The sequence below is a fragment of the Psychrobacter sp. AOP7-C1-14 genome (assembly GCF_052376135.1).
In the GTDB taxonomy this organism is placed as follows: Bacteria; Pseudomonadota; Gammaproteobacteria; order Pseudomonadales; family Moraxellaceae; genus Psychrobacter.
On the sequence record NZ_JBQSVH010000001.1, the window covers coordinates 323,072 to 349,359 of the forward strand.

Sequence of the window (26,288 nt, forward strand, 5' to 3'; positions counted from 1 at the left end):
CTCGCTTGAGCATCTACATATTAAGGACACCTGAAAATGGGTTTGTTTGTTCTTTATTGCCAACGCCAGTTAAGCGCTGACGGGAAGATGGGTCAAGGCCAAGCAAACTACCAAAAGTCGCCATTTGTCTTACTGCTTCATTAAGTGCTGTTAATGCTGGGTTCTTGATTGTGCTTCCACCTTCAGTGGCTAAAGTTATGCCGTTTAAAGCAATCTCTTTTTGGCACTCACGATAGTTATCATAGGCCATACAGAAAACTTCGACGTTATGCATATCGGTAATTTTTAGCAGCTCGTTTTCTAAGAGCTCAGGTACTATCGAGCGCCAAATCATCGGCGCAAACTCTAGGCCGTCCATATAATCGGGCGGGTCAATATCAGTCACATTACTAAATTCTGGAACGTTGATATTTTTGCCTTTAGATTTTTTCGGGTCCGGCTTGCGACCTCGACCTGGTACCGCTGCCAAACCTCCCATATCACAAATTCCTTAGCTTAGTCAATGGGCTAAACTTTTAATTAAACGCGCGTAAAAATGTACTTTAGGGGGCGGTCACTAGGGGCTTCCGGCTGAAGTTTTTACCCACCCTCCCCCTTTATTCATTGGCCGTTTTGGTTTGGTGACACTTTTTACAGAGCGATTGTAGGTTTTCGAGCTCATCAGTACCGCCGTTCGCCTTATTAATTATGTGGTCGACGTCGGTGGCTGGCACGTATCTACCTGAGCGCTTACAAGACATACAAAGATGAGCATCACGCTCAAGTACTTGCGCGCGAATCTTACGCCAAACGTGGCCGTAACCGCGCTTGGTTGTGCTTCCCGTTCTGTCTGGTCGCTTGGTCCAGTTGCTTCTTTGGTCTGCATGCTCATCACAGTATCCTTTGTCTTTGCGTTTAACGAGGTTTGGACAGCGGTACTGTCTACATGGTGTCGATGGCATGAGTACTTTCCTTAGCTTCTATGAGCCTAATGAAGTTCTTGGCTTCAGTATTGCCGCGGTCAGCACGATCTTGTAGTAGCTTGCGTTGATGGGCTTTAAGTATTGGTGTCTCAGCATTGTCATAGCTGTCATAGAGTTCTTTGCCTGAGTATTCGTACAACATGACAGCAACTCCATGACCAAACGTTAGACATAAAAAAGCCCACGCTATTTCTAACGTGGGTAAGGAAGGAATGCTTTGGCCCGTTGGGCAGGGTTCGAACCTGCGACCTCATATACTAACCAGTAATGCGCTCTACCTACTGAGCTACCTTCGGGATAATTTTTTCTTCTAACTTAGACTCTTTCAGCAACTGCAATGTTAGAAGCTCAAGCTCTCCTATTTTATCTAAAAGACCATCAGCTAGTTCATAGCCATGGCTATTGTCTGCTAGCATGAACCTTAAGTCTCTAACATCCGATCTAATAGACTGGATTGTTTCTACATACTCAGCGCTACAATCTTTATTTGACATAGGTCAACCTTAACTAGTGGTCAATAGATAAGCAGCTACGTTCGCCTTGCACGATAACAATAACCACCACATGCAACGGTAATTATACCATGAAGACTTCGATTTGGTTTGCAGTGCCACCTGCTAGCGAGTATCTCTATGGCATGTGCTGACTGTGGCTAAATCAATCAGGCATAAAAAAAGACGATAGCAATTAAGCTGTCGTCTTTTATTTCTTTGGCTCTACTTACAACTGAAGCCAGTATGAGAAATAGTACCCCATTCGGCAGTCATGGGTCAAGTACTATAGCTCATTGAGCTGCTGATAATTCTTTTCGGTAAGTACTAACATAATGATCAGCATTGACAACCATGTCGAATAGATCCTGAAGCATTTGACGTTGGTATGTTAACCAAGCATGGCTATAAGTATTAACGTTAATCTTTATGCCTGAGAACTGCAGCCGGCCTTTAACTGTATAAACATCCCATAGCTCATACAATTCGAAGTGTAATACCATACGTGCCATCAGTCGTGCCAGCTCATGCAGGCTATGAGTGCATGCCTGCGGTGCAACACGCTTATTTTTATTGCATCGCTCAATCATATTAGCCGCTAGGTATCGCACCACATCATCGAAATGGCGTGACCAATCCCAGTTAGTATCACTACCCCATAGCAATATACTTGCCAGCGCCTTGGCTGGCTTGTCATCAATCATAGCGATAGCAGCACAATGGTCTTCCCAGTTTACTTCTGGCGGTAATCCACCGGCTCCAATATTAAACTTAACGGTCTTGGCATGCATACCTTGTTCGAGCCAATCTTGATTTGATAGCTGCAGGTTTGGAGACTGGCCAAAGTTATTAGGCAACTCATCAACCCATGCACAGGTAAACTGACCATGCTTAGACTTTTCCTTTGCTGGCTCAGGCTTATCTGATACTTCTTGCGCTCGAACAACTGGCACGGCGTAACGAAGAAACTTATCAATAGATATGACTCTTTCTTTTGTGCGATTTGGATTGTTAAGCCATTTAAACCTAAGTTCGTTTTTATCATAATCGACATGCAGCACTTCCATTATCTCGCCTGCCTTATCAACCCATTCGGTCTTGATTTCGATATCAGTCACTTTTTACCACCTTTCTTAGTTTTGCGATTATTGCGTGGCTTATGTGGTATATAACTCTGACCTTTGAACTCTAATGGATCGCATATACCATGGGTCTGTTGCTTAAGCATTGCGATAATTCTGCTGCTATCCTTTATCTTACTCATCGATTTCTCCTAAGACTTACCATTTCGGATCTGCTACGGCTCTTATAAAAACAATAAAAGCTGCAAAGCAAAGCATAATTAAAGATATTCCCCACTGCCTAGCACTGAACCCAGCGCCCGCAATAAGCTCTACATAAGCCATCACTATAGAAGGCATGCCAAATGCAATAAAAATAAGCAGACATGCCTTAGTCGAATTTTTCAAGGTACTACCTCCTCAGCCATTCTTTGTGTATTAATTCATATCCCAACATGCCTGATGGTGGATTAAGGTATTCACAATATGAGCATCTAATCATCAAGAAACCATTAGGGTAGTCGCTGTTGGCAGGTCGTGGTCTTAGTACTAAATCGCCAATTACAAAGTGAATAACCTTATAACAATTACCGCATGTAACTTGATGATCATTCATAGCTAAACCTTTATGTGTTAAAAATCTCGAACGTCCCAGCCACCGCCATTTCTCTTTGTTTGCTTCATTATTGCGATGAACTTGAAAGGGAACTTATCAGCAGCAACTTTAATCTTTACTAAAGCATCATCAGTCCAATGACCTTTAACTTCATGTATTTCTAACTGCCCGTTTGAGCGCATCACCAAAAAGTCTGGCTTGTAGAATGTGTTATCCGCTAGGCGTAGGTTAATGTTGTCAAAAGAGTAGTAAGAGATTTCACCTTCGCGGCGCTGCATTTCTAAATACTGGGCGTACGCTTTTTCAGTGTTGTTCATCTTCCCTGACTTCATACGGCCTAGCGCTTGTACGTTCTTATTCATCACTTACCATCCTTTAAATTAATATCACCATATTCATGATCTCTAGCCTGACCGCTCTCTGACCACTTGGCGTAGTCATCATAGAAAGGGTTGCCTTCAACTACTCTCACTCGACCAGACCAGCCTTGATAAGAATAAACCTTTGTATCAAATGACTTTTGCAGTCCTAAGACGTTGAGGCCCTTTGTGGTTTTCATACTCACCTCGCCTGCAAATGGTTTACCGCAAAATAGTCATAACGCAGTTTTCAAAAGGTGACTCTGTGCCTACGGTATTTGCAGCGCCAAAGACTTTCATGGCTGTATGCAACTGCATAACATGCATGCCTTCAGCATCTACCTTCGTAGCGCTATAATCGCCCAACATTTTGCAGGTAGCTCTAACCTTTGCATTATGGTCATCTAGTATTTTTTGACCGCGTTTGGTTAGATTGAACTCAACCCTTTGATTCGTATTTACTGGACCTTGAACGTAGCCGTCGAAATAACTCATACCGCCTCCTTCATTTCTCTTGATAAACGATCATATGCTGTTACTCGAGCTTCACCAGACTGAACATATCTATCTACATACGCCTCAGTCTCCGCAGTTGTCATGCCTGGTAAAGGTGAGCGCTTGCAGCCATTCAAGAACAGTGGCGCATACTCATCAGTAGGCTGGTTTGCGCTATGGCTTGGATGGTAGACAGGCGGTAAGTCGCTATCAAAGTTTGAATCGCCTTTGTTGCCCGTGGTTCCCCAATCTTCATTATCAGTAGAGAAGCGGCCCTTAGCTTTTTCCTGACGTGCTTGATCGGCCTTCTGGTTGTTTGCTTCACGCATCATCCATTTGATTAGTTTTACTTTGCGATAAGATTCTGTGGTCAGTGGATTGCCTTTGAGCGCTTGCTCAGCGTAATGAGCTTTGAATGCTGAGATTTCAAACTGATACTGATCATCGGTCAGCTGTATCATCTTGCCTGCTTTGAATAACTCACCGCGCATCTGGTCAATGGTTGGTGCTTCCCAATTCTCAATGTCGTCTGCACGTTGGTCACGTATCTGGTCAGCTTTGGTTGCTGGCTGGTTGGCTGATGACTGTGGTGCAACTGGTGCTGGTTGGCTGTCTGATGGTTGATTGTCATCGGTAGAGTTATCCACAGAACCATGGTTAAACTTATCCACAATCACCTCGCCTGTGTTTGTGTGTGCGTCTCTCTCACTAACTGGTTGTTGGTTACTGGTTACTGGTTCATGGTTACTAGTTATAGCAGCGTTTTTTGCGTTACTAGCGTTACAGTTATCGTTACTGGGCGTTACCGTTTGCGTTACATCACTTGTAACGTTACTAGCGTGACACTGCTTAATAGCGTCAATATGCTTGGCGTGTAATTCTCTTAGATCAGCAGTACCAATGTCCTTGTTAACAGATACGCCTATATCAGTAAGGTCATTAATCATATTGCGTTTGTCTTGACGAGACTTACGCACACGTTCTGCGGGTGTCATAGGTGCATCATTATCGTTACACGTAACGTTACATGGTGCGTTACTTGGCGTTACACCTTGCGTTACATCATTCGTTACAGCGTTACGCTTGCCGTTACTATCAGCGTTACCGTTTTTGAATTTGTAATTCTTAATCTCTTTATCGATACGATGATGGTGATGACGCTTACCACGTTTGACAAAGTATTCATCAAGTATGTATTCGAGCATCTTGAGATATTCAGGCGTAGTACATAGCAGACGACGAGCCAGCTTATCCATATCTGACGAATCGATGGCTTGTTCGTTGTGATAGTACATATCTATCAAGTCACGATAGATAGCACGCTCAGGTAACGATAGGTGGCGTGTTGAGTTGTTAAAATCAGCAATGTTGAAGTTATAGAAATGCATTAGGCCACCCCTTCACTAATCAAACGCTCAATGATCCATGCTTCACCGCGTTTGGTGAACATAGCTTGTGAGTAGCCTTGGTCAGTCTGCTTGACTTCGCCCAATCCTTTATCGATAAACCATTGCTGGAACACACGAGAGCGCTTCACCGCCTTGTTATATACTCCAAGCTCGTCAAGTATCTTGTTCATAGCAACAGCTGATAGACGTACCTTTTGAGCGACCTGGGTAGCATTAAGCAGGCCTTTGCGCTCAACTACGTTGTCATAATGCAAAACTTTTGGTGCGTTCTGCTCAATCTGTAGCGCTTGATTAGCTGCTAGTTGTAGAGCTTCAGCAAAACTCTGTGGAATAACTGGCGTGGTAGCTTGCGCTTCCAGCTCTCTCCATCTATCTATAAGTGCGCCGGTAAACTCAGGTGATAACTGTGCTACTACCACAAGACTATCGCGCTCACCTTGCTCACCTTTGAAAACATACACCTGTGTTGTGCGAGGACGGCCCATAGTGTCTTGGGTATATTCATCCTCAATTTGAGGTTGGACAATCACGCCAGCTTTTACCACTAACTCAATAGTGCGCTTCACGTTGTCATGACGCTTTTCAACCAAGTCAGCGATTTGCTGGCTAGTCATGCGTTTTTGATTATTTGTTTGCAAAGTCTGAATATTCATTGTAGTATTCCTTTATCTAGTTTTTGCTTTGAAGAAACGCCTAAAGCCCATCAGTTCCAGCTGATGGGCTTTTTGTTTGGACGACTGCTTTGTGTTTAAGCTCCCACCCTTGTTTGTGCTGGCAAGCACGTTCGATACGTTCAAACTCACGTTTGATGTCTGCATCATTACCTGTCACAACTAAAGCCGTTCTTAGCTGGCTAGCTTTACACTGATCAATCTTATGCATGATTACCCTCACAATGATTCGTGATTTGGACGCTAAGTGTGCGTAGCATCTTCATCGTGTCTTGAATTTTGGTTTGTAGTGCATCACGTTCATTGCAATCAATGCGACCGTCTTCTAGCGCCTTGTGCATCTCAGACATAACGTCACCCTGGCATGCAGATGTAGATAGTGCTGTCATAAGTATGCTTGCCTGCGTCGCCTCACCTTCAACCGTACAGAACACACCGCCAAGACGATGGGCCATAGCTTGAATGATGCTAGTGTCGCCTGTGTATTCCATGATGGTTAACGCTTCATCTAAGCGTAGATGATGCGTAGGCGTGGTTGGATTGACCTTGTTGTTGAGTACAGTGCTCGACATACCCATGCGTGCTGCCAATGCGATAGAGCCACCGTGTGATGCGTTATGTACTGTTTTGTGTGCTGCGTCGATTACGTCCATCGTGTCCTACCTATTTATAAAAACGTGTTATTGATTAAGGGTTGGTTGTAGTATTTAATCAGTGGCTTCAGGCGATGCTAGCGCGGGGCAAAGATCGACGGCCTTGAACTCACCATTAGTTACTCGCTCTGCCTTTAGTGCCAAAGCAGCTGACATATTAGATTTGCCTCGAACCCATTTCCATACACCAGGCTGGCTACAGCCCAAGGCTTTAGCTGTTTTATGCTGGTTTCCGAAATAGCTGACGAGAGCCTTATAAGGATTGTTGGGATTCATTTTTATTACCCTAGGTATAATTACCCTTTAATAATATAACTTTAGTTATTATAAATCAATAACTTTAAGCATTTTACATTGATAACCTAGGTTATTAAAATGACTGTAATAACTGGAGGTTATTAATGAGCACATTAGCAGAGAGGGTTAAGCTGGCTAGAGACAGGTTGAATCTATCTCAACAAGATGTGGCAGATGCCACTGGTATGTCTCAGCCAAGTTATTACAAGATAGAAAAAGGGCTTACAAAGCGGACTACATATATCAATGAGCTCGCTAAAGTTCTAGAAACTAACGTCGATTGGTTGATGTACGGAGAAGGCGAAAACACGCCAAAGCCAAGCCGTGACGATCTAATGCAGAAGATAAAAGATATAGAGGGTCGCAGTGGAGGCGAAACCCATCCAGTACCAGACGGCACTACAAGTGCAAGAATGTCTAGCGGCTCAGGCATGGTTCCTATATTGAGCTGGGTTGCTGCGGGTAGTTGGTCTAATGTAGATCCTGTGACATTTGAAGATGCTATTGGTGAAGCGCCAAAGCCCCCTAACCTGTCTAAACTTGGTTTTGCATTGCGTGTACAAGGGCAAAGCATGCTGCCAGAGTTTAAGCCTGGTGAAGTCATCTATGTTGAACCACAAACAGGATTTCTTGCACTCAAAGATAGCGATCTTGTCATCGTACAATGCAATGATGATAAAGAAGCGACGTTTAAGCAGCTAGTACTAGGCGAAACGTCAGATGATATGTACCTAAGACCGCTTAATCCCAACTGGCCTGAGCAAAGAATGGTGCCGATGGGTGAATGTAATTTGGTAGGTAAAGTCGTGGGCAAATATGTCGAATACTAATAATAAGGGACTGATGTGATGGATAATCGTAAATTACCGATAAACCAGTTAATAGCTAAAATTAATGAAGCGGCAGACAATGACGAAGCGCTAAACTTAACTGTTGATGAAGTAAAATTAGCAGCTAAAGAATTTGGCGGTCTGGTCATGATTCCAGTTTATGATATGGAAAACTTCCCAATTAAAAGCCGCAATCGTGATGAAAATACGGATGTAAATGCAGAATAACCAAGGATTTTATTAATAAAGGGATTTTACAAATGACAGACTGGCACTTTGGCTATGAGTTCGATACTCCAATTGTAGGGGAGTCTAACTATCAAGATGCTCTCAGAAAGAACTTTAACGAACCTAATGCCTTCAAAAAGGGCGAGTCTGCTTTTGTTGATGTAGATTTAACGTACGAACCAAACAACCCTTATGACAAGAACGCAGTAGCTGTCGTTTCTACCTATGGAACGCTGGGTTATTTATCCAAGCAAGATGCTATTCGCTATCGACATCTATGTGAAGGCGAGAGAGATACCCTGTCTGTAAGATGCAAAATATACGGAGGCAGCAAAGGCTTGTATGGTGCATGGGTTGATCTAAATCTAGAGGATTTGGCTGAATCACCACAAAGCTTAAGAAAGTATAAAGATACAACAAGCCAGCCTTCCCCACCCTCGCTACCAGAAGCGCCTAAAAAGAAAGTATCGATGACAATGATTATCGTAGGCGTACTAGTATTGTTTTTTGTTTTCTCGATAGTCTTTTAAAGCTAAGAGTTGGCTAATAATAAATAGGCGTCAGCGTCAGCACGCTTGAGACTGGCGATAGCACGAGGTGAAACAATGGCTTTTTACTCTATAACCTATGATTTAGTTAGGAACAGAGATTATGAAAAGATAGCGCGTGGTATTAAAAATATTTCTAACGACTCTTGGGCTAAACCAACAGCATCTCAGTGGATAATACATTCTGAAAAAACATCTGAGCAAGTTAGAGATTTTTTGTTAAATTACATTGATCATGATGATATCTTGTTCGTCATAAAAGTAGATGTAGGTAATTGGCACTCATATAACGTCCAAAAAGGCGCTACCGATTGGCTAAAAAGTTAAATCATAAATTCTTCTTCTCAAACTCTACTAACAACCGCCCTACATGGGCGGTTTTTTTGTGCCTAAAATCTCGTTTTAACAATTACTTACAGTTTAATCAAGCCCCTTAAAGCTCTTAAAGCTCTTAAAGTAATGAATATTAATCCTATAGTAATAAATAAATAACTATTTTGATGTTTAATTACTTTGGTTATTGACAGTAATTATAACTATGGTTATTATTGTATGCATCACATCGACACAGAGTAACCGTTATGAACTCAATCAAAGACATTCTAGCCAGCATCGGCATTCTCACCTTGTTAGTGCTTGGCATGACAGCAGCAACGGCTGGCGTGCAACAAATCAATGAAGCGTTTAATCGTCAGCAGGCAGGTCAAGACGCGTTGATTGCCGAACATAAGGCGTATCTAGCCAGCGATGATGACAACTACGTAACTGACCCTATGAATGGGTTTGACGAAGAAGTCTATGAGGCATCTGAGCAGGCAGGTACAGCAAAGCATGCCAACCTGTTTATATCCACAGCTTACGGGAGAGAATGAGCATGCCAGACTATAAATCACCGCAAGAAATGGAAGCCTTAGCCGAAGAGTTGTTGGCTATTGATTTAAACCTAGACATGCCAGCAAAGACTTGCCCTATCTGTGGCAGCAACGTGGAGAGTAATTAAGATGGCTGATGATATTGATCGCGCTGGTGAACGTATCGATGCTGAAATGACCGCTCGTCTGCGTGCCCTACCAACATTTAACATGCCGTCACTGCTTGATTGCCAAGCTTGTGGTGAAGAAATACCAAGCAAGCGACGCGCCATTGGTGGTGTTACCCGGTGCGTTGACTGTCAAAATCATTTTGAAGGGCGGAGATAATAATGCTAATTCCATTAAACAGACATTACTTGAAAGCAATGTTGTGTGTCGCAGCTAAAGAAGATGTTCGTTATTACCTAGAAGGCGTTTGCTTTGTTGGTGGCGAAGGTAAGTTACTGGCCTACTCTACTGATGGCCATCAGATGTTGCGTTGGATTGTTTGCGAAGACTATCAGGGCAGTGATTTCGAATACATCCTTGATCGCTTTTCGATAAAGCGTGCCATCAAATCTAAGTATCATGTGCACTTGAATATTGAGACTGCCGAATTAGTTTGTGCTAAAGATGAAGATTTTTTAGTGTTCAAAGGACTGATTGATGGTAAGTATCCTGACGCCAAAAAGGTAATCGCTAGATACGTAGCAGATACCAAGACAGAAAAAGACCCATGCATTTTGGTAAACGGTAGATATTTAGAAAACCTAGGCAAGATAAGCAGAATAATTGGCAAAAGCAATGCAATAAAAGAGCCGCCGGTTCGTTTGTACAGCTCAAAAGCAACAGATGGATATACTAATATTTTTACGTTGGGCGGTGTATCTAATCTTATATATATAGTTGCAAGCCTGCGCAACTGTAATGAAACTTACAGCGAGGATTATGCGGTAACAATGGATGCTGAAGCTCGAGACGCAGCTATTGTGAAAGCGCGTATCAACAATGGCTTCTCAGTGGAGTGCGGTACCAGTCGTCATTCACACAAAGCAGCAGCCTCATACGCCAAGTCTAAATCAAGAGTATTTACTGTTCTGACCTACGATGATGACAACTTTATGGACGCTGATGGCGAAATATGGCAATACGTTTGCCCTACGAAAGCCATTAAACCAAAGGACGTAGCAGATGTTAAGACTAAATAACAGCTCAGTAGCACGCGAGACTATCAATGGTATTGATGCGGTCCGCATGTACGCTGTATTTGATGAAGTAACAAAGTCTGGTGTTATCAAACATAAGCATGCCCAGCGCTTTGCTATCAAAGACAACCTGCTAACGCTGAACGGTGCACAGCATTGTTTGGTTGAGCCAGTCGACTTGAACGCCGATCCTGAAGATTTGATTCAATACTTTGAGGCGCGGTTTGGCAGTGTTCAGCCAGATATTTTTGTAGAGGCGCCAAGGTCAAGAGGTGGCATTCAAGCGCCTAAATCTATCAAAGAAGTGCGCTGGGAATATCCTGATATGCAATGGCGTGCAATCGATAAGAGTGGCGCTGTTGCATACTTCAAGCGTAGACCAGTACTAGACAAAGCTGGCTATTGGGTATCAGCAATCGATGGCGTTGTCGCTAGGTATGGCAAATCACTATGTATCGCTGACAACTATCAGTGCAGTGTGCAAAATATTAATAATAAGTAGACATAACGAGGGTTTAATCATGCCAAATGAATCTCAAGCCATAATTGACCTACTCCATCAAATGGGCTTAACGCCTCTTGACTGGGTGGACGCCAAGCAGTTCTCTGAATTAACGGGCATTGCTGAGCAGAAACTTCCTCACCGTAAGCAACACTGGCCAGAAAACGTTGTTTGGACGCGAGAAAGTAATAATATATATTACTCAATAAGAGGATATAACAAGTGGATGACACAGCAAGCAGACATACGTTACCGCAAGGCGTGCGGCTTAGATCGGGACGCATTCAGATCTACTTTAGCAGAGACGGTAAGTCCTATCACGTCACGCTCCCGCACCCGGTCACTGCGGAAGGCATCAAAGCAGCTGCTAAAATTAGACGCGACCTAATCACAAAGGCTGAATGGGGTGTGCTCACAGAAGCAGACCTCGCCAGCGCTAAAGGCGAACTGGTTAATGATGATAGCGTTATCGTTGGTGATGGCGCTCTATTTCAAGAAGTCGCCCAAAAATACCTCAAGCATTGTGAAGCCAATACCGACTCTAAAAAGGATTATGTCAGCGCATTAAATAAGCACTGGATGCCACATTTGGCATTGATGCCTATTCATGACATAACATCCGACCTGATACGTGACATCATATCTGATATAGATTTTAAATCTGACAAAACGTTTAATAATTGCCTGGTACCGCTCAGAGGTGTTTTCGATAAAGCGCTTGAGCTACGATTAATCGTGCCAGCAGAAAACCCAATGGCTATGATTAAAAACAAAAAGGTACAGTCAGGATTGCCCGATCCATTTACTCGTGCTGAAATGGATGCGCTATTGAATTGGCTAGATAAAAATTTATCAGATAAAGACCACTTCTATTACTGGTACTTCGAAGTAGCTTTCTGGACAGGCTGTCGCCCAAGTGAGCTTTACGCTTTGAGATGGAAGGATATAGACTGGTTTAATGGCTCAGTGATTATTAACAAGAGTCGTGTACGTGGTGTTGAGAAGCAAGTTACCAAGACTCACACTACGCGTGAAGTCTATTTAAACGATCGTTCTAAGCGTGCGTTTGAAGCACTAGATGCTTTAAAGCTTAGCAATGACTATGTGATGATATGTCCTGAGACAAGCCAGCCTTTCTACAATGAGAAGCCAGCACGTATGCGCCTTATTGAAGCAATGAAGTCTACGAGGGTAAGACATCGCCCAGCATATAACGCTAGGCACACCTACGCGACAATGCTACTTATGTCTGATGTAAACCCAGTGTTTGTTGCTAACCAATTGGGCCATAGCTTACAGATGCTTATTAAGCGTTATGGTCGTTGGCTTCATGGTGATCAAAACAAACTTGAGATATCAAAGCTAATAACTGATTGATATCCTCTTGCCATCCCACCGTTTTATCAAAAAGCCTTTAATCCTACTGCATTAATTTATTAAACTCACACTTCAAATGCTATCCTAATGTTAGCGAAACTTTTCATAATATGCATTTATGCAACTATACCTAAAGGATAACTTATGCCATTGACCAAATTTCAGGAATCGCTTCTTGTCTTAACCGGATTGAAAACAGTGATGCAAATTGATTTAAAAGTCATGAAACGGTATATACATGACGAAGATCTTAAATGGTCTTTAAATAGCAAAATGCTCATAGATATATGCTCGTTCTTAGATGAATACAAAAGATTTAATAATTATGCAAAGGACAATCCATCTATTCGAGAGACGATGAAAATAACAGCCCCAGCAATTAAAAGACTTAAAAGCTGGCCCGGGATTCAGGGCTTAAGAAACACTATATTAGCTCACGGCTTCCGTGACGATAATGATGAAGGGAGACCAACGTGTTTGGATAAGAGATACTTTGATGCAGATGTTCCAACGAATTACGCAGAAGTTATGCTTCTATCTGAATACTGTGTTTATGTGATATCTGCATTTATGTGGCGACACAAAGAAGACCATCAACTGGCAATTGCCAAGCAACCTTCCGGAGACGGCAATGTTTCTAAAGGTATCAAAACCATGGGAGATTTTAATAAAGATGTTGAAGAGCTTCAAAGACATATGTTTGAGCTTGACCCTACCCTAAAAGATGGGTTTGGCTTTGATTAATATCAAAAAATGAGAGGGCAAACTTATCTCATTTAATATCAATACAAAAGCGTTAGAGTTTGCTACTACAGTGGTTTTTTTGTTATTCAGTTAATACACACCTTACCTTGATAATAAATTTGCAAATAATGTGCAAGCAGAAACAACGAAACTCTCTCGCCAGCCCATCATGTCAAAATCATGTCATAAAAAAAGCCAGCCACCTAAGTGATCGGATTTTTAATATTTGGTGGAGATGGCGGGAGTTGAACCCGCGTCCGCCAGCATTACGCTCATGAATCTACATGTTTAGTTTCTGTCTTTAATTTTAGTCCTCACCGATCCGACAGTCAGGATGGATTGGACGATTCTCTACTTTTGAACCCAAGCGATTGAGACAATCCCTTGTGGCGAACCTATATGCGGACGCTTCAACTGGGCTAACCAACTATAGGTAATCGGCAGCGCAGTAAGCAGGATTTAAGCTGCTAGAGCGTAAGTTTCGTCGTTTGCGACTATAACAATATATGTTTTATTAACGAGAGGACATACACTCTCGACATGCATCATTGAGTTTCATCACCAGCGTCGAAGCCAGAACATCCCCAATAAGACTTGCTATTATATAGGAGATACTGGTTAGGTTTCAACCTATAAGTAGTCTGCATTACATTACGTTACAGCTTGATAGATTAAGCCAAAACAGTATTTAACCATTTGCCAATATTCTGAATCTGAGGCATACAGACTTGATGTGCCATCGGATACGTATTGTAAGACACATTATAATCTTTTGCTGATAATAACTGCTGCGCTTGCTCACCCAAAATGACGGGCACAACTGGATCATGAGTGCCATGCTCAATCAAAATCGGCATCTCTTTATTGGCAGCGCTATACACAATATTGTCATTGGTTGCTAAGTAGGTAGAGAGCGTCATCAAGCCCGCCAAACGCTCTGGATAGCCAAGTGCTACATGGTACGCGACTGCCCCACCCTGCGAAAATCCTGCGATGACGATATGATCTGGTAGCACGCCGCGCTCAATCTCACGGCCAATCAAATCTTGTATTTGCTGAGAAGACTCTTCAATTTGAGCCGCATCTACTTTACGCTCAAGACTCATCTCTATGATGTCATACCATGCTGGCATCACCATGCCGCCATTTACTGTGACTGGACGTTTAGGTGCATGCGGAAAAATAAAACGTACTGCCATATCATCAGCTAGTCCAAGCTGCGGTACAACTGGCTCGAAGTCATGACCGCTAGCACCTAAACCATGCAGCCAAATCACCGCGCGATCTATCTTTTTTTGAGAGGGATTGTGCTCAACGACGACTGCGTCTAAATAGTTACTCATAGTTATCCTTAATAATTAGTGAGACATGCTTTAAGCATTTGTGTGTTTTTTGCCAAATAATATGTGTGTCATTATATGGTCAATATCATCTGTTAGTTTGAAAGCGTGGTCAATAGCGAGGTACTAAACGAATAATAGTAAAAAGGTGCGTTTTATAACTAGTAATTTCGCTACTATCAAATTCAAATAAAGTCATTTGTCTATTATTTATCGCATTTACTACAATTGTATCTGTATTAATGCTAGATTCTTACAGGGTCAATTCCTTACAAGGCTGAGCTCTTACAACAATATCATGACCTTTAGCTCCTTTTAGTAAGTAGCAACCAACACTCAAATATCAATCTTTTAATTCCTATCAATATAGCCGATGGAATTTTTTATAATTTTGCAGGAACATTTTACATGACAACTTCTAATAAATCAGTGCTTGGGCTGAGTAAGCAGACACTGACTAAGATTAATATCGCCTTGCCTCTAACCCTTATCAGTTCATTATTGATAGTAGGCTGCTCTACCGATAGCCGCTCAATGCCTACATCAACAGCTCAACCTCAATCACAGCCACAATCGTCTTCACCTGTTGCATATACCTATGGAATGCGTCCATTTTATCTGATAAATGATATGGATGAGGGGCCATTAAAAGAGGAGCTACAGGCATGCAAAGGACAATTGCCAAGTAAGACTGATTTCTCTATTGCGCATCGAGGTGCGCCATTACAGCTGCCTGAACATACCTATGACAGCTACGTGGCTTCGGCACAAATGGGGGCTGGCATCTTGGAATGCGATGTCGCTTTTACCAATGACGGTGAGCTTGTCTGTCGTCACGCCCAAAACGATTTGCACACCACGACTAATATTTTGACCACGCCGCTGGCCAACCAATGTACTGTACCGCCTATATTAGATGCTACAGGCAAACTTACTAATGCCGATAGTATCGAATGTCGCACCTCAGATATCAGTGCTGCTCAGTTTAAAACATTAACGGGTAAGATGGATGCTGGCGATAAAGAAGCAACCAGTATTAGTGAGTATATGGATGCAACCGCGCCTTGGCGAACAGATTTGTACTCGCAAAATGGCAAGGTATTGACCTTAAAAGAGCATATCGCGTTGGCGCGCCAGCTAGGCATGAAACACACACCTGAACTAAAAGTACCTGCAGTGACCATGCCGTTTAATGGCTATCGTTTGGACGACTATCGTCAACAGCTGATAGATACTTACAAGGCAGCAGGTGTACCTGCAAGCGATGTATTTGCCCAATCATTTAATATAGAAGATCTAGATTACTGGATCAAAAACGAGCCAGCTTATGGGGCAAATGCCGTTTATCTGATCGATGACAGCAATGAGACTGCTAAAGATAAAACATTTGATAAAGATGACGCAACCACTTGGAAACACTCGTTGGCGGATATCAAAGCACGCGGCATCAACACCATTGCACCAGCACTTTGGTTATTAGTCACCACTGATGGTAAAGGAAATATGCAGCCATCAGAATACGCAAAACAAGCCAAAGCCAATGATCTAAAAATTATTACTTGGTCGATAGAGCGTTCAGGGCCATTAACCGATGGTGGTGATTGGTACTATAGCGGTCTTAGCGATGCTATCAATAATGATGGTGATATGATGAACTATATTGACGTACTAGCGCAGGACGTTGGTGTCCAAGGCATTTTTTCAGACTGGCCTGCTACGGTGAGCTACTACGCCAACTGCAAAGGTCTTAAATAGTTTTTGTTTAGTCTATTAATAGACAATCACGCTTAACCTTCCTTACCAAGGCCAGCTTATTCATTGAGCTGGTCTTTTTATTGAATGTATTAACACGGCTGCATCGCAAATTACCTACTTAGCATTCTTAGCATTCTACTTTTCCATTAACTTTTCACACCATTTAACTCGTGGCAGCAAGAGCAACCTGCTCTTTTGTGCTACGATAATTTACTAAGTTTATAAGACGATGTAGAGACTATGACCCATATTTTACTGGTAGAAGATGATCCTGCGATCGCAATGTCGCTCAAGGTCACTTGCAAGCGCGAAGGGTGGCAGATAACCTGGTTGGATAATGCCAGTAGTGTACTACCCATGCTGCATCGTCCTGAGGCACAAGATTTATCGGCGATCATTATGGATGTCGGTCTACCAGATGGTGACGGTTTGAGTCTATGCCAACAAATACGCCACACACCTGATATCGACGCCTTAAAAGATTTACCTATTGTGTTTTTGACCGCGCGTAGCGATGAAGTGGATCGTATCTTAGGGTTAGAAATGGGTGGTGATGATTATTGTGCAAAACCTTTCAGCCCACGCGAACTTGTCGCCCGTCTAAAAGCCATTTGGCGACGTGAACAGCTGATTCAACAGTCAGGAACTCATACCAACCACTCAGATAACGTTGAAAGTATTTCCTCGAACAATGTGTCAGAGCAAGCATCAACGTTCGAAAACCAATCTGGCACTTGGCATTATCAACCGCTGAACTATTCGTTAACATGGCAAGCGCAAAAGCTTGAGCTGAGTAACACAGAGCGCAAAATCTTGCTGGCATTATTACAAGCACCTTATCAAGTCTTTAGCCGCGAACAACTGCTTAACGCCGTCAGTGACTATCCCGATCATCGTCTGGCTCGAACGATAGACAGTCATATCAAGTCCATTCGTAAACAGCTTGCTACGGTAGATTCAACTATTGATGTTATCCATACGCATCGTGGACTGGGTTATGCATTATGTCCCGCTTGATAACGGCTGCTAGTTCATGAACAATAAAGCCAACAATTCCGATCATGCTACTGATAACGACCAAAGCAATTGGTATGCCAAACTGCATCCTATTGGTACTGCCCAGCAAGCACCCAAACACAAACAACTGCTCAATTTAAGTATATTTTTTAGAATTTGGCTTGCAGTTGCGTTAGTGCTCGTCATATGTGGCGTGGTGGTGTTTACTCAGTTGTTTGGCTACGTCAAACCAACAGCGCAGCAAGTCATCGAAGACACACTCTTAGATACCAGTAAATTATTCGCGGCCAGTCTACAAGTACCGTTATCTACAGGACAGCTATATGATGAAAGTTATCAAGCGCAACTCGATGCTGCATTTGTCGGCATGCCAGCGACGGATGAAACGCTCAGTCCTGTCGATCAAACCAAAAACTACAGTAGCTTTCGCATATACGTGACAGATAATAGCGGTATAGTCATTTACGATTCCTTACCCCTACCTGACAATAACGAAGGGCAAAACTACGGTCGCTGGAACGACGTCTATCTCACCCTAAAGGGACAGTATGGCGCAAGAAGTACACTGCGAGATTATCAGCAGCGGGATGGTTCGGTCATGTATGTGGCTCAGCCTATACAAGACACATCTGGAGATATCATCGGCGTGGTCAGTGTCGGTAAGCCTGTCGCTAGCGTATTGCCTTATTTAGATGACACACGCAACCGTATGCTCATCACCGCACTACTTATCAGCATCGCTGCCCTTATACTGGCAGGTCTAGTAGCATGGTGGCTCAAACAGAGCATTACTTTGGTCACTCAATACACCAGCGCATTGGCAGAAGACACCAAGAAGCCTTATTTTTATTTGGGCCACGAATTAAATAGTCTGACAGATACCATCGAGACCATGAAGCATCGACTCGAAAATCGTGCTTACGTCACTGATTATGTCCATACGCTCACTCACGAGCTAAAAAGCCCTTTGACCGCGATACGTGCCAGTAGCGAGCTGTTGGAGGACGATGGAGTAGATGCTAATAAACTGGATGATGAAGATCGGCAAATGCTAATTGAGACGGTAGGTGAACAAAGCGTAAAAATGCAACAGCTCATCGACCGACTACTACTGCTTGCTAAAGTAGAACAACCTACTTTCAAGCTCAACCGACAATTAACCCCCCTATTACCGCTTTTGCAAAGTCTGGTGAAAGATAATACAGCTAAGCAGCAACAACAAAGCCTAAACCCTATCGATATATATATCGATGATAAACACGTGACCAATACTGCAAATTTACCAGTAGAAGTACTGGCATCGACTAGTGTGTATGCTGACCAGTTTTGGTTAATACAGGTACTACAGAACGTGCTGGACAATGCAATCCATTTTGCAAAGCGTACTGTTGATATTTCACTGCATAGCACTGCCCGAACCGTCACTATCGATATATTTAATGATGGTAAGCTACTGCCCGAATACGCTGTCGCGAAAGCATTTGAGCGTTACTTCAGCTTGTCTCATCAAAGCCAACCATCTTCTCAAGCAATAAATCAAACAGACATTGATGAGCCAAATCAGACTGACCATAGTAGTAACATGCTTAAAAAAGGCACCGGCCTTGGCCTCACTTTAGTAAAGCAAGTGATTGAGCATCATGGTGGTCAGGTAGTTATCAATAATGTCCATGTCAGTGATAGTAACGCTGACACTGATGAAGCTAGAACTGATATTGATAAAAACCAGCGTTCTGGTGTGATGATTAGTATCACTCTACCGCTAGCTTGATACTAAGATTTATAGCAGTTCATCAATTTTCCATCATCACTACACAGGATTTCTACTTCTTTGTTTTACGATGACGTTATTCAGATTCGTAAAGCAAATTAGGAGTAAAAATTCCATGCCACATCAATTAACTGAAAACCCTATCATCAAGAGTCTCATCGGTCTTAGTCGTCATCACTGTGCACAAACCTTATCAAGCGAAGGCGTCGATAGTATTGAATTTGGTCATTGGCTAGCGATTCCTAGTCAGCGATTGTTGTTGGTATTTCGACATCAGCAGTGTGTAGCTATTGATGAGTACCAACTGGCAGCCTGATACTTTGCTAACTCAACGCGTTGATTGCATTTAAGTAATATTTGTATTTTATTTGGACATAAAAAAGCCCTTTATCATTTCTAGTGTTAAATCACTGAAAACAATAAAGAGCTGATTACGTTAAAACAAAAATACTAAGTAATTGATTGTACTGGTGGCTGTACATCAGCGTTTTGGCCACGGTGACGTAGATAGTGATCGAGCACGACAATCGCCAACATCGCTTCGGCAATGGGCGTAGCACGTACACCAACACAAGGATCATGACGACCCTTGGTTAGCATATCGACTGCTTCACCCTGGGTGTTAATACTCTTACCAGCAGTCGTGATGCTAGACGTTGGTTTTAAGGCAATACTCACACGGATATCTTGGCCTGATGAAATACCGCCCAAGACTCCACCAGCATGATTGGCTGCAAACCCATCTGGCGTCAGCTCATCACGAGCGCTATGTCCGAATTGACCTGCCACCGCCATCCCATCGCCAATCTCGACACCTTTGACCGCATTGATACTCATCATCGCATGAGCGATATCGGCGTCTAAGCGATCAAACACTGGTTCGCCCAAGCCTACTGGCACACCGCTCGCAATGATATCAAGACGCGCGCCGCAACTAGTGCCTTCACGGCGCAAGTTATCAATTAAGGTTTCAAAACGGCCAATCGCTTCTTTGTCTGCACAAAAGAATGGATTGCTATTTACAAACTTCCAGTCAATTTGGCTAGGATCTAGAATGTTACTATGCTCGTTACCGATTTGGGTAACGTGACCATGGATTTGTACGCCCAGACGTTCTTGCAAATACTTCTTAGCAATAGCACCAGCTGCTACGCGCATAGCCGTCTCACGCGCTGACGAGCGACCGCCACCACGATAGTCACGGAAGCCATATTTCATACTATAAGTATAGTCAGCGTGTCCAGGACGGAAAGTATCTTTGATATCACTATAGTCTTTTGATTTTTGATTGGTATTACGAATCAGTAGACCGATAGACGTACCTGTGGTTTTGCCTTTGAATACACCGGAGATAATCTCAACTTCATCAGACTCACGGCGCTGGGTTGAATACTTAGACGTACCCGGTTTGCGACGATCTAAATCTACTTGTAAGTCGTCTGCAGATAACTCTAAACCTGGTGGTACGCCATCAACGATGGCCATAAGGCCTGCACCATGCGACTCACCGCATGTGGTAACCGTAAAAACCTGCCCAATACTATTGCCTGCCATAACTATCCTTAAACAAGTTAACGCTACTGATGACTATTTGACCAACCACTCATGCCACTTATGATGATTGCTTATGTTGCTTGTGATGAGTGATTCTAGTTGTTGCTTATAGTTTCGGCTTACGCAGCCGACGTATTCAACCTAATATCTATCTACTGAAGGCTATCCAATAGCTGAACATAAGAGGCAAACAATTGACGATTTGAGACTAGCTCATCATAGGTAATCGCAAAGACACCATGCCCGCCAAGTGCAAACTTCAACCAATCAAACTGAATTTCAGGATAGGCTTGCTTTAATGCCCATTCGCTGTCACCTACTTCACAGATCAGCAAACCATCTGGGCTCAGATAGTCTGGCGCTTCAAACAAAATACGATGTACTAAATCTAGACCATCTTGACCAGCTGCAAGTGCATGCTCAGGCTCATATAAGAATTCAGGCGGCAAATCTGCCATGATGGCAGCATCCACGTACGGTGGATTGGTGACGATAAGCTCATACTGATTCTCAGCAGGTATCTTGGCGAACAAGTCAGACTCAATTACGTTCACTTGATGGCCAAGGTCATGATGGTCGACGTTGACCATTGCTACTTCCAATGCGCCTTTATCGATATCAACGGCATCGACCAACGCATCAACGAAACGAGTAGCAAGCGCGATCGCGATACAACCAGAGCCAGTACACAAGTCCAAGATACGCTCAGGCTGCGACAATTGCTTCACGTCCAAGCCATGATCATAAAATACCGCTGACTTCTCGTTCGGACTGACACCCAATGGTTTGGCCAATTCAGTAACTTCAAAGTACGGATGGAACTGCTGACGAATTAGCTCTGCGATTGGCGAACGAGGGATAAGAACACGCTCATCGATATAAAAAGGCAAATCACAGAAGTATGACAAGTTAATCAAATAACTGAGCGGTTTACGCTCGGCGATACGTTCTTCTAACAGCCCTAATACCAACTGCTTCTCAGACGTGGTCAGACGACAATCTAAAATCTGCTCATTAGCAGACCAGTCTAGAGACAAAGAGTGCAAGACAATGGCTGACGCTTCTGCAAACTCATCGGTCGTCCCTTGTGCGACAACGACATCATAGTTACGCAGCTGCGTGACTGAAAAACGAATAAAGTCGCGAATACTGACGAGCTGCTCACGTGCTTCATTTAGCTCTGCATGTAAGTTAGCAAATTCATCGTGCTCACCAAGAAGCCCAGTTTCTAAATCATACTCCATTTCACTGCCCAAGCCCTCAGACTCATTGTTGAAGTATTGGTTTTGAAACTCTTCTGCACTCATTGTTTGGTCTTCTGACATATCGCACCTTATGGATTAACTGCTGGCGGGTTAAATTGTTTTTTACTAAAAATCGTTATATTAAATAAAATTCAGTCATACATTATAGACGTAAACCTCTAATAGCGCCAATAACTGTCATTTTTACTTGCATAAAAAATAGTGCGCATAATTAATAGTTTGCGTAGGAATCAAGCACGATGTCATACATACCTTGGTTAAATTATTACCCAACTGTAGCGAATACGTCAGCAGTTGACGTTTGGCAAGTCTTAAATGCAAAAAGATGTGTCAAAAGTTTGCGATACAATGAAATTATGCGCATAATAGCCGCATTAGTAGCAACTACAAGTGACTCAATATGATGAAAATAAAGCCTATTATTACTGCTATATCTATCGCCGCTGTAAGTGCCAGTGTGGCTGCACTTGCTGCACCTGCCGATAGTACTCGCACATTGCCAGTACGCACGGCTGACGCTATGCCAGATATTGCAAAAAAGGTCAGCCTTAATGTGCAAGAAAACCGTAGTCGCTCAGATGGCGCTGCTACTGTACAGCTAAATACAGAGAAAGCACAATCAGTCGACAGCATGAACCAGCTTATTAATAACAAGCAAGAAGCCAACCAAAACGCGCCAGCCCCAGCTGCTGACAATATGAGCGCAGTAGAGTTGACACGTAAGGATGAGCAAGCTGACCGTAATGACGACATCACTGAAGGGCAAGCTGTGGCTGCTCCTAGCGATATATCGTCTATCGACTCATCTGATCCACTCTCTTTTGAGTTGCCAGAGAACGAAAAACGTCAAGACTTCAGTGACGATCCAACCATTAAGAATATCGAAGATAAAAATGGTAAGAGACACACAACGCTGAACTTGTCGAACTATGCTAAGCAAGTAAATGGTGCCACCTGGTCACCTAACATGAAAGTCAACTCAGCAATGACGATCAAAATCCAAGCATTGCTCGACTGGAACCACGCTTCTCCTGGTCCTATCGATGGCGGTTGGGGCATGAATAGTAAAAAAGCCCTTATTAACTTCCAAAAGATGAAAGGCTTGTCAGCCACAGGTAGAATGGATCAAAAAACTTGGGATGCATTGATTAAAAATATTCCTGCAAACAAACCTGTACTGGTCACTTATACGTTAACCAAAGACGATATCGATACCAAGTTTGCGACCACACCTTCTGGTTCAGAAGCGAAGTCAAAAATGAAAGGGCTATATTATCAAGATATCAAAGAAATGCTGGGTGAACGTTTCCATATGGATGTACGTTACTTAGATAAGCTAAACAAAAATAAAACGTATACTGCTGGCGAAACTATCACAGTGCTAAATACTCGTGAAAAGCTTAACCAACGTATCAACCGTGTCGTTGCCAATAAAGCAGACAAAACATTGTATGCATACAACGATGATAAATTGGTAGCTACCTATCCGACGACTGTTGGTAGTGATGCCACGCCGTCTCCAAAAGGTACTTTCAAAATCATCAATAAAGTAAAAATGCCTTGGTATAGATCAACGGTTGGTAAAGGCGCTGAAAAGAAAGTTCATATGATAGCACCAGGACCAAACAACCCAGTCGGTGTCGTTTGGATGGGACTGTCTAAGCCTTCTTACGGTTTACATGGCTCACCAGTACCTGAAGGTATCAGTCGTCAAGGCTCAGCAGGTTGTGTTCGTTTGACCAACTGGGATGTACTAGAAGTATATGCCAATATCGAAAATGGCGCGGTTGTCGAACTTCAATAAATCGAACCTCAGTAAACCTATCTTCAATGCTAATTAGTAAATACTTCTAATAATGACAAAAAAGACCTCAATATTGAGGTCTTTTTTTATTTGCTGATAGATAACTCCACTCTACATCTATATCACTATTCGACTTTATGTTTTATAGCCTTCCTCATTGCCAGTAATGCTACCAATTTTCTTGGTAAAGAACAGCCCTATAGGTATTGACGCTAAAACACCCAATCCAACTGCTACCTGTATATGAAATATCTCATCAAACCCTGTAATGAGAGCGCTAATCATAAAAAGCCCAATAGTGACAGTTGCTGCCATTGAATAGACGACAGAAAATAATGGCCAGTTCATAAGTTATTCCTTATCTTTACTGTGGATATAATGTATTTAACCTTAATCCCACAAAAAAAGTAAGTATTTACCATGAACTCTTATATCAGCTATATCGAATGACTTTAGAATTAAAACCATGCTACTATTAAGGTTTTAATTCTAATTATAAGAAAATAAGAAACGTTGGTTTCTATTCCTATCCAATCTCAACTCTTTTCTGTCATTTTCACGAATTTCCTATATCTTTCTTTATTTATCATTACAATAATGACTTTCTTTATCTATTAAAAATGCCGTCTAATATGTCCTCATCTGAAAAGAACACTGCGCCTAATTCAGTGGATCAACAAGGTTCATCGGTCACTACTGATGCCTCTCACAATCAAGAAGCAACAGTTAAACCAGTAGCTAATGATGCAGCTGTAGACAATGATGAAAGCGAAGACAATCAACGCAAGCAATCGACTGATACGGATAATAAAACAGATACTGGAACAGAATCCGAAGTAGACACTGAAGGTGCGCAGCCACCTGACGCTGAAATAATCATGGAAACCATCAGTGATGACGTGGTCGTCGCATCATTGGAGTCAACAGAACCTGAGTCACAATCAAACACTGAAGCGTCTGAAATCGCAGAATCAGGATCTATAGGCGCAGGAAAGAAGTCGGATTTTTTTCAGTCAGATACAACAGAAAAAAGTGTTGAAGACGATGATGATACTGAAGTGGCGGTAGAAGCGAAAAGCGACTCCCCTGCTAATGGCCAAGATACTGCAACACATTCATCAGAAGATAAAGCAGCGAGTCATACAAAAACAAAAAATGAATCTAATGGTGATGAAAACGATAATGTAGAAGATAACAATCAAAGTAAAAATACCGATATAGAAGATAGCGATGTTCAAAAAGCTCAAAATGAAAGTGAGGAAGATGAGGTACAAGAAGAAAAGGAAGCCAAACTTGAATCTTATAAACAATTTGTTGCTGAGCAGTTTAGTAATCAGAAAGTAGACTATCCAGAGGTACGAGTTAGGATTGAAGCAAACGCGCTGCCTAGCAAGATGTATTTCATCATGAACATACTCTCTGCCATTATTGCCAGTTATGGTCTAGTAACCAATTCAGCAGCCGTCGTCATCGGCGCAATGTTAGTTGCGATGATGTTGGGCCCTATCACTGGTATAGCGCTAGCAATTATCGATCACCGTATGCCATTGCTACGTAAGTCACTTTTCACCGTTATTGTTGGTGTCTCACTGGTAGTATTGGTCGGCTTTATCGTTGGTTGGCTACATAAAGACCAACCTCTAACGGCTGAAATCCTATCACGTACCCAGCCAACTTCCATGGATCTGATGATTGCCTTAGCTGGTGGTACGGCTGGTGCTTATGCAATGGTATCACCGCATCTCTCGGTTGCGGTTGTCGGTGTTGCAGTTGCCACCGCTTTAGTGCCACCGCTTGCTGCTAGTGGTATCTTGCTCGCTAATGGCGAGATGCAGCTTGGACTTGGTGCACTTTTATTAGCGGCGACTAACATCCTTGCTATCCAGTTTACCAATGCGCTTGTATTATGGATTTTAGGATTCCGTCGTTTGGTCGATGATGATTATAAATCCAATACCTACCTAACTTTTTTGCAGCGTAACGCCGTGACCTTATTGCTACTCGGTGGCTTGGGTGCCTACTTGACCATAAACCTACAAACCAATGCCAAGCAGCAAGTATTTGAGAGTAGCGTCAAAGAAACCATTAACAACTACTTTATTGATCAAGGTAATGTATTGACCAATACGCAGTTTGATACGTCTAAAACAAACCAAGTTGTACGTGCAATCGTGCGTGGAGAGACATTACCGATCTCATACGATGTACGCCAGATTGAGACGCTCATTACTCAAGATATGACAGAGAACTTTCCAGAATACCTACCAATAAAACTGCAACTACGCTATTTGCCAGTACAAGTGATTGAGTCCAATCCAACGACGCAAGACAAACTGGATGAAACCGATGCGGCAATTTTGACCAATTAGTCTGTATCCTCTACAAATCAAGCAGCAGTCGAAATACGTATAATAACCTAGTAGTTATAACTCTTGTACCAAGAGCTTAGGCGTTTGTGCTAAAATCGCTTGCAAAATTATTTT

The 26,288-nt window shown here is 42.6% G+C and carries 36 protein-coding genes, 1 tRNA gene and 1 other RNA gene; 17 read left to right on the plus strand and 21 right to left on the minus strand.

Annotated features, from left to right (window positions below; genetic code table 11):
- Positions 1 to 13 precede the first annotated feature (13 nt).
- The 16 genes from ACT3QN_RS01345 to ACT3QN_RS01420 form a co-directional block, all read right to left on the minus strand.
- Positions 14 to 478, minus strand: a complete 465-nt coding sequence (locus ACT3QN_RS01345; RefSeq protein WP_134292432.1) for a phage terminase small subunit P27 family — start codon at positions 476 to 478, stop codon at positions 14 to 16.
- 118 nt (positions 479 to 596) lie between these two features.
- Positions 597 to 941, minus strand: a complete 345-nt coding sequence (locus ACT3QN_RS01350) for an HNH endonuclease (protein ID WP_444528740.1) — start codon at positions 939 to 941, stop codon at positions 597 to 599.
- Complete coding sequence (locus tag ACT3QN_RS01355; protein WP_444528741.1) at positions 922 to 1,104, minus strand: hypothetical protein; 183 nt, start codon at positions 1,102 to 1,104, stop codon at positions 922 to 924. Before ACT3QN_RS01355 ends, ACT3QN_RS01350 begins: the two co-directional genes overlap by 20 nt.
- A gap of 76 nt (positions 1,105 to 1,180) precedes the next feature.
- Positions 1,181 to 1,258 (minus strand) — tRNA-OTHER (locus tag ACT3QN_RS01360).
- The gene (locus ACT3QN_RS01365; RefSeq protein WP_444528742.1) at positions 1,241 to 1,456 is read right to left on the minus strand and encodes a hypothetical protein; all 216 of its coding nucleotides are present in this window, start codon (positions 1,454 to 1,456) and stop codon (positions 1,241 to 1,243) included. Before ACT3QN_RS01365 ends, ACT3QN_RS01360 begins: the two co-directional genes overlap by 18 nt.
- Positions 1,457 to 1,746: 290 nt before the next feature.
- Positions 1,747 to 2,571, minus strand: coding sequence for a hypothetical protein (locus tag ACT3QN_RS01370; RefSeq protein ID WP_444528743.1), 825 nt, complete (start codon positions 2,569 to 2,571; stop codon positions 1,747 to 1,749).
- Positions 2,568 to 2,717: a hypothetical protein gene (locus ACT3QN_RS01375; RefSeq protein ID WP_444528744.1), complete on the minus strand. Its 150-nt coding sequence runs from the start codon at positions 2,715 to 2,717 to the stop codon at positions 2,568 to 2,570. The genes ACT3QN_RS01370 and ACT3QN_RS01375 overlap by 4 nt, the downstream gene beginning before the upstream one ends.
- Positions 2,718 to 2,733: 16 nt before the next feature.
- Positions 2,734 to 2,922: a hypothetical protein gene (locus ACT3QN_RS01380; RefSeq protein WP_444528745.1), complete on the minus strand. Its 189-nt coding sequence runs from the start codon at positions 2,920 to 2,922 to the stop codon at positions 2,734 to 2,736.
- 225 nt (positions 2,923 to 3,147) lie between these two features.
- On the minus strand, positions 3,148 to 3,492 hold the full coding sequence (locus ACT3QN_RS01385) for a DUF1064 domain-containing protein (RefSeq protein WP_444528746.1): 345 nt from the start codon (positions 3,490 to 3,492) through the stop codon (positions 3,148 to 3,150).
- A complete protein-coding gene (locus tag ACT3QN_RS01390) occupies positions 3,492 to 3,689 on the minus strand; it encodes a hypothetical protein (protein ID WP_444528747.1) in 198 nt (65 codons plus the stop codon). Before ACT3QN_RS01390 ends, ACT3QN_RS01385 begins: the two co-directional genes overlap by 1 nt.
- A gap of 22 nt (positions 3,690 to 3,711) precedes the next feature.
- A complete protein-coding gene (locus ACT3QN_RS01395; protein ID WP_444528748.1) occupies positions 3,712 to 3,984 on the minus strand; it encodes a hypothetical protein in 273 nt (90 codons plus the stop codon).
- On the minus strand, positions 3,981 to 5,372 hold the full coding sequence (locus ACT3QN_RS01400; protein ID WP_444528749.1) for a YdaU family protein: 1,392 nt from the start codon (positions 5,370 to 5,372) through the stop codon (positions 3,981 to 3,983). Before ACT3QN_RS01400 ends, ACT3QN_RS01395 begins: the two co-directional genes overlap by 4 nt.
- On the minus strand, positions 5,372 to 6,046 hold the full coding sequence (locus tag ACT3QN_RS01405) for a phage antirepressor KilAC domain-containing protein (RefSeq protein ID WP_444528750.1): 675 nt from the start codon (positions 6,044 to 6,046) through the stop codon (positions 5,372 to 5,374). Before ACT3QN_RS01405 ends, ACT3QN_RS01400 begins: the two co-directional genes overlap by 1 nt.
- A gap of 40 nt (positions 6,047 to 6,086) precedes the next feature.
- The gene (locus tag ACT3QN_RS01410; RefSeq protein WP_444528751.1) at positions 6,087 to 6,275 is read right to left on the minus strand and encodes a hypothetical protein; all 189 of its coding nucleotides are present in this window, start codon (positions 6,273 to 6,275) and stop codon (positions 6,087 to 6,089) included.
- Positions 6,268 to 6,717 carry a phage regulatory CII family protein gene (locus tag ACT3QN_RS01415; protein ID WP_444528752.1) on the minus strand — a complete coding sequence of 150 codons (450 nt, stop codon included), beginning with the start codon at positions 6,715 to 6,717 and terminating at the stop codon, positions 6,268 to 6,270. The genes ACT3QN_RS01410 and ACT3QN_RS01415 overlap by 8 nt, the downstream gene beginning before the upstream one ends.
- 54 nt (positions 6,718 to 6,771) lie before the next feature.
- Complete coding sequence (locus tag ACT3QN_RS01420) at positions 6,772 to 6,993, minus strand: transcriptional regulator (protein ID WP_134292421.1); 222 nt, start codon at positions 6,991 to 6,993, stop codon at positions 6,772 to 6,774.
- A 125-nt stretch (positions 6,994 to 7,118) separates the two neighbouring features.
- On the opposite strand from ACT3QN_RS01420, the gene ACT3QN_RS01425 reads away from it, so the two are divergent.
- The 11 genes from ACT3QN_RS01425 (at position 7,119) to ACT3QN_RS01475 (ending at position 13,299) form a co-directional block, all read left to right on the plus strand.
- Positions 7,119 to 7,844 (plus strand): LexA family protein, encoded by a 726-nt coding sequence (locus ACT3QN_RS01425; protein WP_444528753.1) that lies wholly within the window; start codon positions 7,119 to 7,121, stop codon positions 7,842 to 7,844.
- A gap of 18 nt (positions 7,845 to 7,862) precedes the next feature.
- The gene (locus ACT3QN_RS01430; protein ID WP_444528754.1) at positions 7,863 to 8,072 is read left to right on the plus strand and encodes a hypothetical protein; all 210 of its coding nucleotides are present in this window, start codon (positions 7,863 to 7,865) and stop codon (positions 8,070 to 8,072) included.
- Positions 8,073 to 8,104: 32 nt separating this feature from the next.
- A complete protein-coding gene (locus ACT3QN_RS01435) occupies positions 8,105 to 8,602 on the plus strand; it encodes an HIRAN domain-containing protein (protein WP_444528755.1) in 498 nt (165 codons plus the stop codon).
- A gap of 75 nt (positions 8,603 to 8,677) precedes the next feature.
- Entirely contained in the window at positions 8,678 to 8,947 is a 270-nt protein-coding gene (locus ACT3QN_RS01440; protein WP_444528756.1) for a hypothetical protein, read from the plus strand.
- A gap of 254 nt (positions 8,948 to 9,201) precedes the next feature.
- The gene (locus ACT3QN_RS01445) at positions 9,202 to 9,492 is read left to right on the plus strand and encodes a hypothetical protein (protein WP_444528757.1); all 291 of its coding nucleotides are present in this window, start codon (positions 9,202 to 9,204) and stop codon (positions 9,490 to 9,492) included.
- 2 nt (positions 9,493 to 9,494) lie between these two features.
- Complete coding sequence (locus tag ACT3QN_RS01450; protein ID WP_444528758.1) at positions 9,495 to 9,620, plus strand: hypothetical protein; 126 nt, start codon at positions 9,495 to 9,497, stop codon at positions 9,618 to 9,620.
- Between the two features lies 1 nt (position 9,621).
- A complete protein-coding gene (locus tag ACT3QN_RS01455; protein ID WP_191114966.1) occupies positions 9,622 to 9,819 on the plus strand; it encodes a TraR/DksA C4-type zinc finger protein in 198 nt (65 codons plus the stop codon).
- Between the two features lie 2 nt (positions 9,820 to 9,821).
- On the plus strand, positions 9,822 to 10,679 hold the full coding sequence (locus ACT3QN_RS01460; RefSeq protein ID WP_444528759.1) for a hypothetical protein: 858 nt from the start codon (positions 9,822 to 9,824) through the stop codon (positions 10,677 to 10,679).
- Positions 10,663 to 11,178, plus strand: coding sequence for a hypothetical protein (locus ACT3QN_RS01465; RefSeq protein ID WP_444528760.1), 516 nt, complete (start codon positions 10,663 to 10,665; stop codon positions 11,176 to 11,178). Before ACT3QN_RS01460 ends, ACT3QN_RS01465 begins: the two co-directional genes overlap by 17 nt.
- Before the next feature lie 222 nt (positions 11,179 to 11,400).
- Positions 11,401 to 12,555: a tyrosine-type recombinase/integrase gene (locus ACT3QN_RS01470; RefSeq protein WP_444528761.1), complete on the plus strand. Its 1,155-nt coding sequence runs from the start codon at positions 11,401 to 11,403 to the stop codon at positions 12,553 to 12,555.
- A 144-nt stretch (positions 12,556 to 12,699) separates the two neighbouring features.
- Positions 12,700 to 13,299, plus strand: coding sequence for a hypothetical protein (locus ACT3QN_RS01475; protein WP_444528762.1), 600 nt, complete (start codon positions 12,700 to 12,702; stop codon positions 13,297 to 13,299).
- Between the two features lie 227 nt (positions 13,300 to 13,526).
- On the opposite strand, the gene ssrA is transcribed toward ACT3QN_RS01475, so the two are convergent.
- Together ssrA and ACT3QN_RS01485 are read right to left on the minus strand one after the other, a co-directional pair.
- Positions 13,527 to 13,885, minus strand: a transfer-messenger RNA (tmRNA) gene (gene ssrA, locus ACT3QN_RS01480).
- A gap of 85 nt (positions 13,886 to 13,970) precedes the next feature.
- Positions 13,971 to 14,642 carry an alpha/beta hydrolase gene (locus ACT3QN_RS01485; protein WP_444522274.1) on the minus strand — a complete coding sequence of 224 codons (672 nt, stop codon included), beginning with the start codon at positions 14,640 to 14,642 and terminating at the stop codon, positions 13,971 to 13,973.
- Between the two features lie 405 nt (positions 14,643 to 15,047).
- Between ACT3QN_RS01485 and ACT3QN_RS01490 the strand changes: the two genes are divergently transcribed.
- The 4 genes from ACT3QN_RS01490 to ACT3QN_RS01505 all read left to right on the plus strand — a co-directional run bounded on the left by ACT3QN_RS01490 (position 15,048) and on the right by ACT3QN_RS01505 (position 19,498).
- Complete coding sequence (locus tag ACT3QN_RS01490) at positions 15,048 to 16,394, plus strand: glycerophosphodiester phosphodiesterase family protein (RefSeq protein ID WP_444522275.1); 1,347 nt, start codon at positions 15,048 to 15,050, stop codon at positions 16,392 to 16,394.
- A 240-nt stretch (positions 16,395 to 16,634) separates the two neighbouring features.
- The gene (locus tag ACT3QN_RS01495; RefSeq protein ID WP_444522276.1) at positions 16,635 to 17,411 is read left to right on the plus strand and encodes a response regulator; all 777 of its coding nucleotides are present in this window, start codon (positions 16,635 to 16,637) and stop codon (positions 17,409 to 17,411) included.
- Between the two features lie 16 nt (positions 17,412 to 17,427).
- Complete coding sequence (gene creC / locus ACT3QN_RS01500) at positions 17,428 to 19,182, plus strand: two-component system sensor histidine kinase CreC (protein WP_444522277.1); 1,755 nt, start codon at positions 17,428 to 17,430, stop codon at positions 19,180 to 19,182.
- Positions 19,183 to 19,297: 115 nt separating this feature from the next.
- Positions 19,298 to 19,498 carry a hypothetical protein gene (locus tag ACT3QN_RS01505; RefSeq protein ID WP_444522278.1) on the plus strand — a complete coding sequence of 67 codons (201 nt, stop codon included), beginning with the start codon at positions 19,298 to 19,300 and terminating at the stop codon, positions 19,496 to 19,498.
- Between the two features lie 134 nt (positions 19,499 to 19,632).
- Here the strand turns inward: ACT3QN_RS01505 and aroC are convergent, their stop codons facing one another.
- Together aroC and prmB are read right to left on the minus strand one after the other, a co-directional pair.
- Positions 19,633 to 20,736 (minus strand): chorismate synthase, encoded by a 1,104-nt coding sequence (aroC, locus tag ACT3QN_RS01510; RefSeq protein WP_444522279.1) that lies wholly within the window; start codon positions 20,734 to 20,736, stop codon positions 19,633 to 19,635.
- Positions 20,737 to 20,888: 152 nt separating this feature from the next.
- Positions 20,889 to 22,061: a 50S ribosomal protein L3 N(5)-glutamine methyltransferase gene (gene prmB, locus ACT3QN_RS01515; RefSeq protein WP_444522280.1), complete on the minus strand. Its 1,173-nt coding sequence runs from the start codon at positions 22,059 to 22,061 to the stop codon at positions 20,889 to 20,891.
- A gap of 340 nt (positions 22,062 to 22,401) precedes the next feature.
- Between prmB and ACT3QN_RS01520 the strand changes: the two genes are divergently transcribed.
- A complete protein-coding gene (locus tag ACT3QN_RS01520) occupies positions 22,402 to 23,805 on the plus strand; it encodes a L,D-transpeptidase family protein (protein ID WP_444522281.1) in 1,404 nt (467 codons plus the stop codon).
- 135 nt (positions 23,806 to 23,940) lie between these two features.
- Here the strand turns inward: ACT3QN_RS01520 and ACT3QN_RS01525 are convergent, their stop codons facing one another.
- Positions 23,941 to 24,153 carry a hypothetical protein gene (locus tag ACT3QN_RS01525; protein WP_444522282.1) on the minus strand — a complete coding sequence of 71 codons (213 nt, stop codon included), beginning with the start codon at positions 24,151 to 24,153 and terminating at the stop codon, positions 23,941 to 23,943.
- Between the two features lie 284 nt (positions 24,154 to 24,437).
- Here ACT3QN_RS01525 and ACT3QN_RS01530 point away from each other — a divergent pair, with 284 nt between their 5' ends.
- Positions 24,438 to 26,174 (plus strand): DUF389 domain-containing protein, encoded by a 1,737-nt coding sequence (locus tag ACT3QN_RS01530; protein WP_444522283.1) that lies wholly within the window; start codon positions 24,438 to 24,440, stop codon positions 26,172 to 26,174.
- Positions 26,175 to 26,288 lie beyond the last annotated feature (114 nt).

Excerpts from the sequence above, each read along its gene's own strand:
- prmB (WP_444522280.1), bottom strand. The coding sequence starts at position 22,061 with ATGTCAGAAGACCAAACAATGAGTGCAGAAGAGTTTCAAAACCAATAC.
- ACT3QN_RS01355 (WP_444528741.1), bottom strand. The coding sequence starts at position 1,104 with ATGTTGTACGAATACTCAGGCAAAGAACTCTATGACAGCTATGACAAT.
- ACT3QN_RS01490 (WP_444522275.1), top strand. The coding sequence starts at position 15,048 with ATGACAACTTCTAATAAATCAGTGCTTGGGCTGAGTAAGCAGACACTG.
- ACT3QN_RS01440 (WP_444528756.1), top strand. The coding sequence starts at position 8,678 with ATGGCTTTTTACTCTATAACCTATGATTTAGTTAGGAACAGAGATTAT.
- ACT3QN_RS01460 (WP_444528759.1), top strand. The coding sequence starts at position 9,822 with ATGCTAATTCCATTAAACAGACATTACTTGAAAGCAATGTTGTGTGTC.
- ACT3QN_RS01385 (WP_444528746.1), bottom strand. The coding sequence starts at position 3,492 with ATGAATAAGAACGTACAAGCGCTAGGCCGTATGAAGTCAGGGAAGATG.
- ACT3QN_RS01415 (WP_444528752.1), bottom strand. The coding sequence starts at position 6,717 with ATGGACGTAATCGACGCAGCACACAAAACAGTACATAACGCATCACAC.
- ACT3QN_RS01400 (WP_444528749.1), bottom strand. The coding sequence starts at position 5,372 with ATGCATTTCTATAACTTCAACATTGCTGATTTTAACAACTCAACACGC.
- ACT3QN_RS01530 (WP_444522283.1), top strand. The coding sequence starts at position 24,438 with ATGTCCTCATCTGAAAAGAACACTGCGCCTAATTCAGTGGATCAACAA.
- ACT3QN_RS01465 (WP_444528760.1), top strand. The coding sequence starts at position 10,663 with ATGTTAAGACTAAATAACAGCTCAGTAGCACGCGAGACTATCAATGGT.
- ACT3QN_RS01505 (WP_444522278.1), top strand. The coding sequence starts at position 19,298 with ATGCCACATCAATTAACTGAAAACCCTATCATCAAGAGTCTCATCGGT.
- ACT3QN_RS01520 (WP_444522281.1), top strand. The coding sequence starts at position 22,402 with ATGATGAAAATAAAGCCTATTATTACTGCTATATCTATCGCCGCTGTA.
- ACT3QN_RS01405 (WP_444528750.1), bottom strand. The coding sequence starts at position 6,046 with ATGAATATTCAGACTTTGCAAACAAATAATCAAAAACGCATGACTAGC.
- ACT3QN_RS01350 (WP_444528740.1), bottom strand. The coding sequence starts at position 941 with ATGCCATCGACACCATGTAGACAGTACCGCTGTCCAAACCTCGTTAAA.
- ACT3QN_RS01410 (WP_444528751.1), bottom strand. The coding sequence starts at position 6,275 with ATGCATAAGATTGATCAGTGTAAAGCTAGCCAGCTAAGAACGGCTTTA.
- ACT3QN_RS01495 (WP_444522276.1), top strand. The coding sequence starts at position 16,635 with ATGACCCATATTTTACTGGTAGAAGATGATCCTGCGATCGCAATGTCG.
- aroC (WP_444522279.1), bottom strand. The coding sequence starts at position 20,736 with ATGGCAGGCAATAGTATTGGGCAGGTTTTTACGGTTACCACATGCGGT.
- ACT3QN_RS01445 (WP_444528757.1), top strand. The coding sequence starts at position 9,202 with ATGAACTCAATCAAAGACATTCTAGCCAGCATCGGCATTCTCACCTTG.
- ACT3QN_RS01390 (WP_444528747.1), bottom strand. The coding sequence starts at position 3,689 with ATGAAAACCACAAAGGGCCTCAACGTCTTAGGACTGCAAAAGTCATTT.
- ACT3QN_RS01365 (WP_444528742.1), bottom strand. The coding sequence starts at position 1,456 with ATGTCAAATAAAGATTGTAGCGCTGAGTATGTAGAAACAATCCAGTCT.
- ACT3QN_RS01485 (WP_444522274.1), bottom strand. The coding sequence starts at position 14,642 with ATGAGTAACTATTTAGACGCAGTCGTCGTTGAGCACAATCCCTCTCAA.
- ACT3QN_RS01395 (WP_444528748.1), bottom strand. The coding sequence starts at position 3,984 with ATGAGTTATTTCGACGGCTACGTTCAAGGTCCAGTAAATACGAATCAA.
- ACT3QN_RS01450 (WP_444528758.1), top strand. The coding sequence starts at position 9,495 with ATGCCAGACTATAAATCACCGCAAGAAATGGAAGCCTTAGCCGAAGAG.
- ACT3QN_RS01425 (WP_444528753.1), top strand. The coding sequence starts at position 7,119 with ATGAGCACATTAGCAGAGAGGGTTAAGCTGGCTAGAGACAGGTTGAAT.
- ACT3QN_RS01345 (WP_134292432.1), bottom strand. The coding sequence starts at position 478 with ATGGGAGGTTTGGCAGCGGTACCAGGTCGAGGTCGCAAGCCGGACCCG.
- ACT3QN_RS01420 (WP_134292421.1), bottom strand. The coding sequence starts at position 6,993 with ATGAATCCCAACAATCCTTATAAGGCTCTCGTCAGCTATTTCGGAAAC.
- ACT3QN_RS01435 (WP_444528755.1), top strand. The coding sequence starts at position 8,105 with ATGACAGACTGGCACTTTGGCTATGAGTTCGATACTCCAATTGTAGGG.
- ACT3QN_RS01475 (WP_444528762.1), top strand. The coding sequence starts at position 12,700 with ATGCCATTGACCAAATTTCAGGAATCGCTTCTTGTCTTAACCGGATTG.
- ACT3QN_RS01525 (WP_444522282.1), bottom strand. The coding sequence starts at position 24,153 with ATGAACTGGCCATTATTTTCTGTCGTCTATTCAATGGCAGCAACTGTC.
- ACT3QN_RS01455 (WP_191114966.1), top strand. The coding sequence starts at position 9,622 with ATGGCTGATGATATTGATCGCGCTGGTGAACGTATCGATGCTGAAATG.
- ACT3QN_RS01430 (WP_444528754.1), top strand. The coding sequence starts at position 7,863 with ATGGATAATCGTAAATTACCGATAAACCAGTTAATAGCTAAAATTAAT.
- ACT3QN_RS01375 (WP_444528744.1), bottom strand. The coding sequence starts at position 2,717 with ATGAGTAAGATAAAGGATAGCAGCAGAATTATCGCAATGCTTAAGCAA.
- creC (WP_444522277.1), top strand. The coding sequence starts at position 17,428 with ATGAACAATAAAGCCAACAATTCCGATCATGCTACTGATAACGACCAA.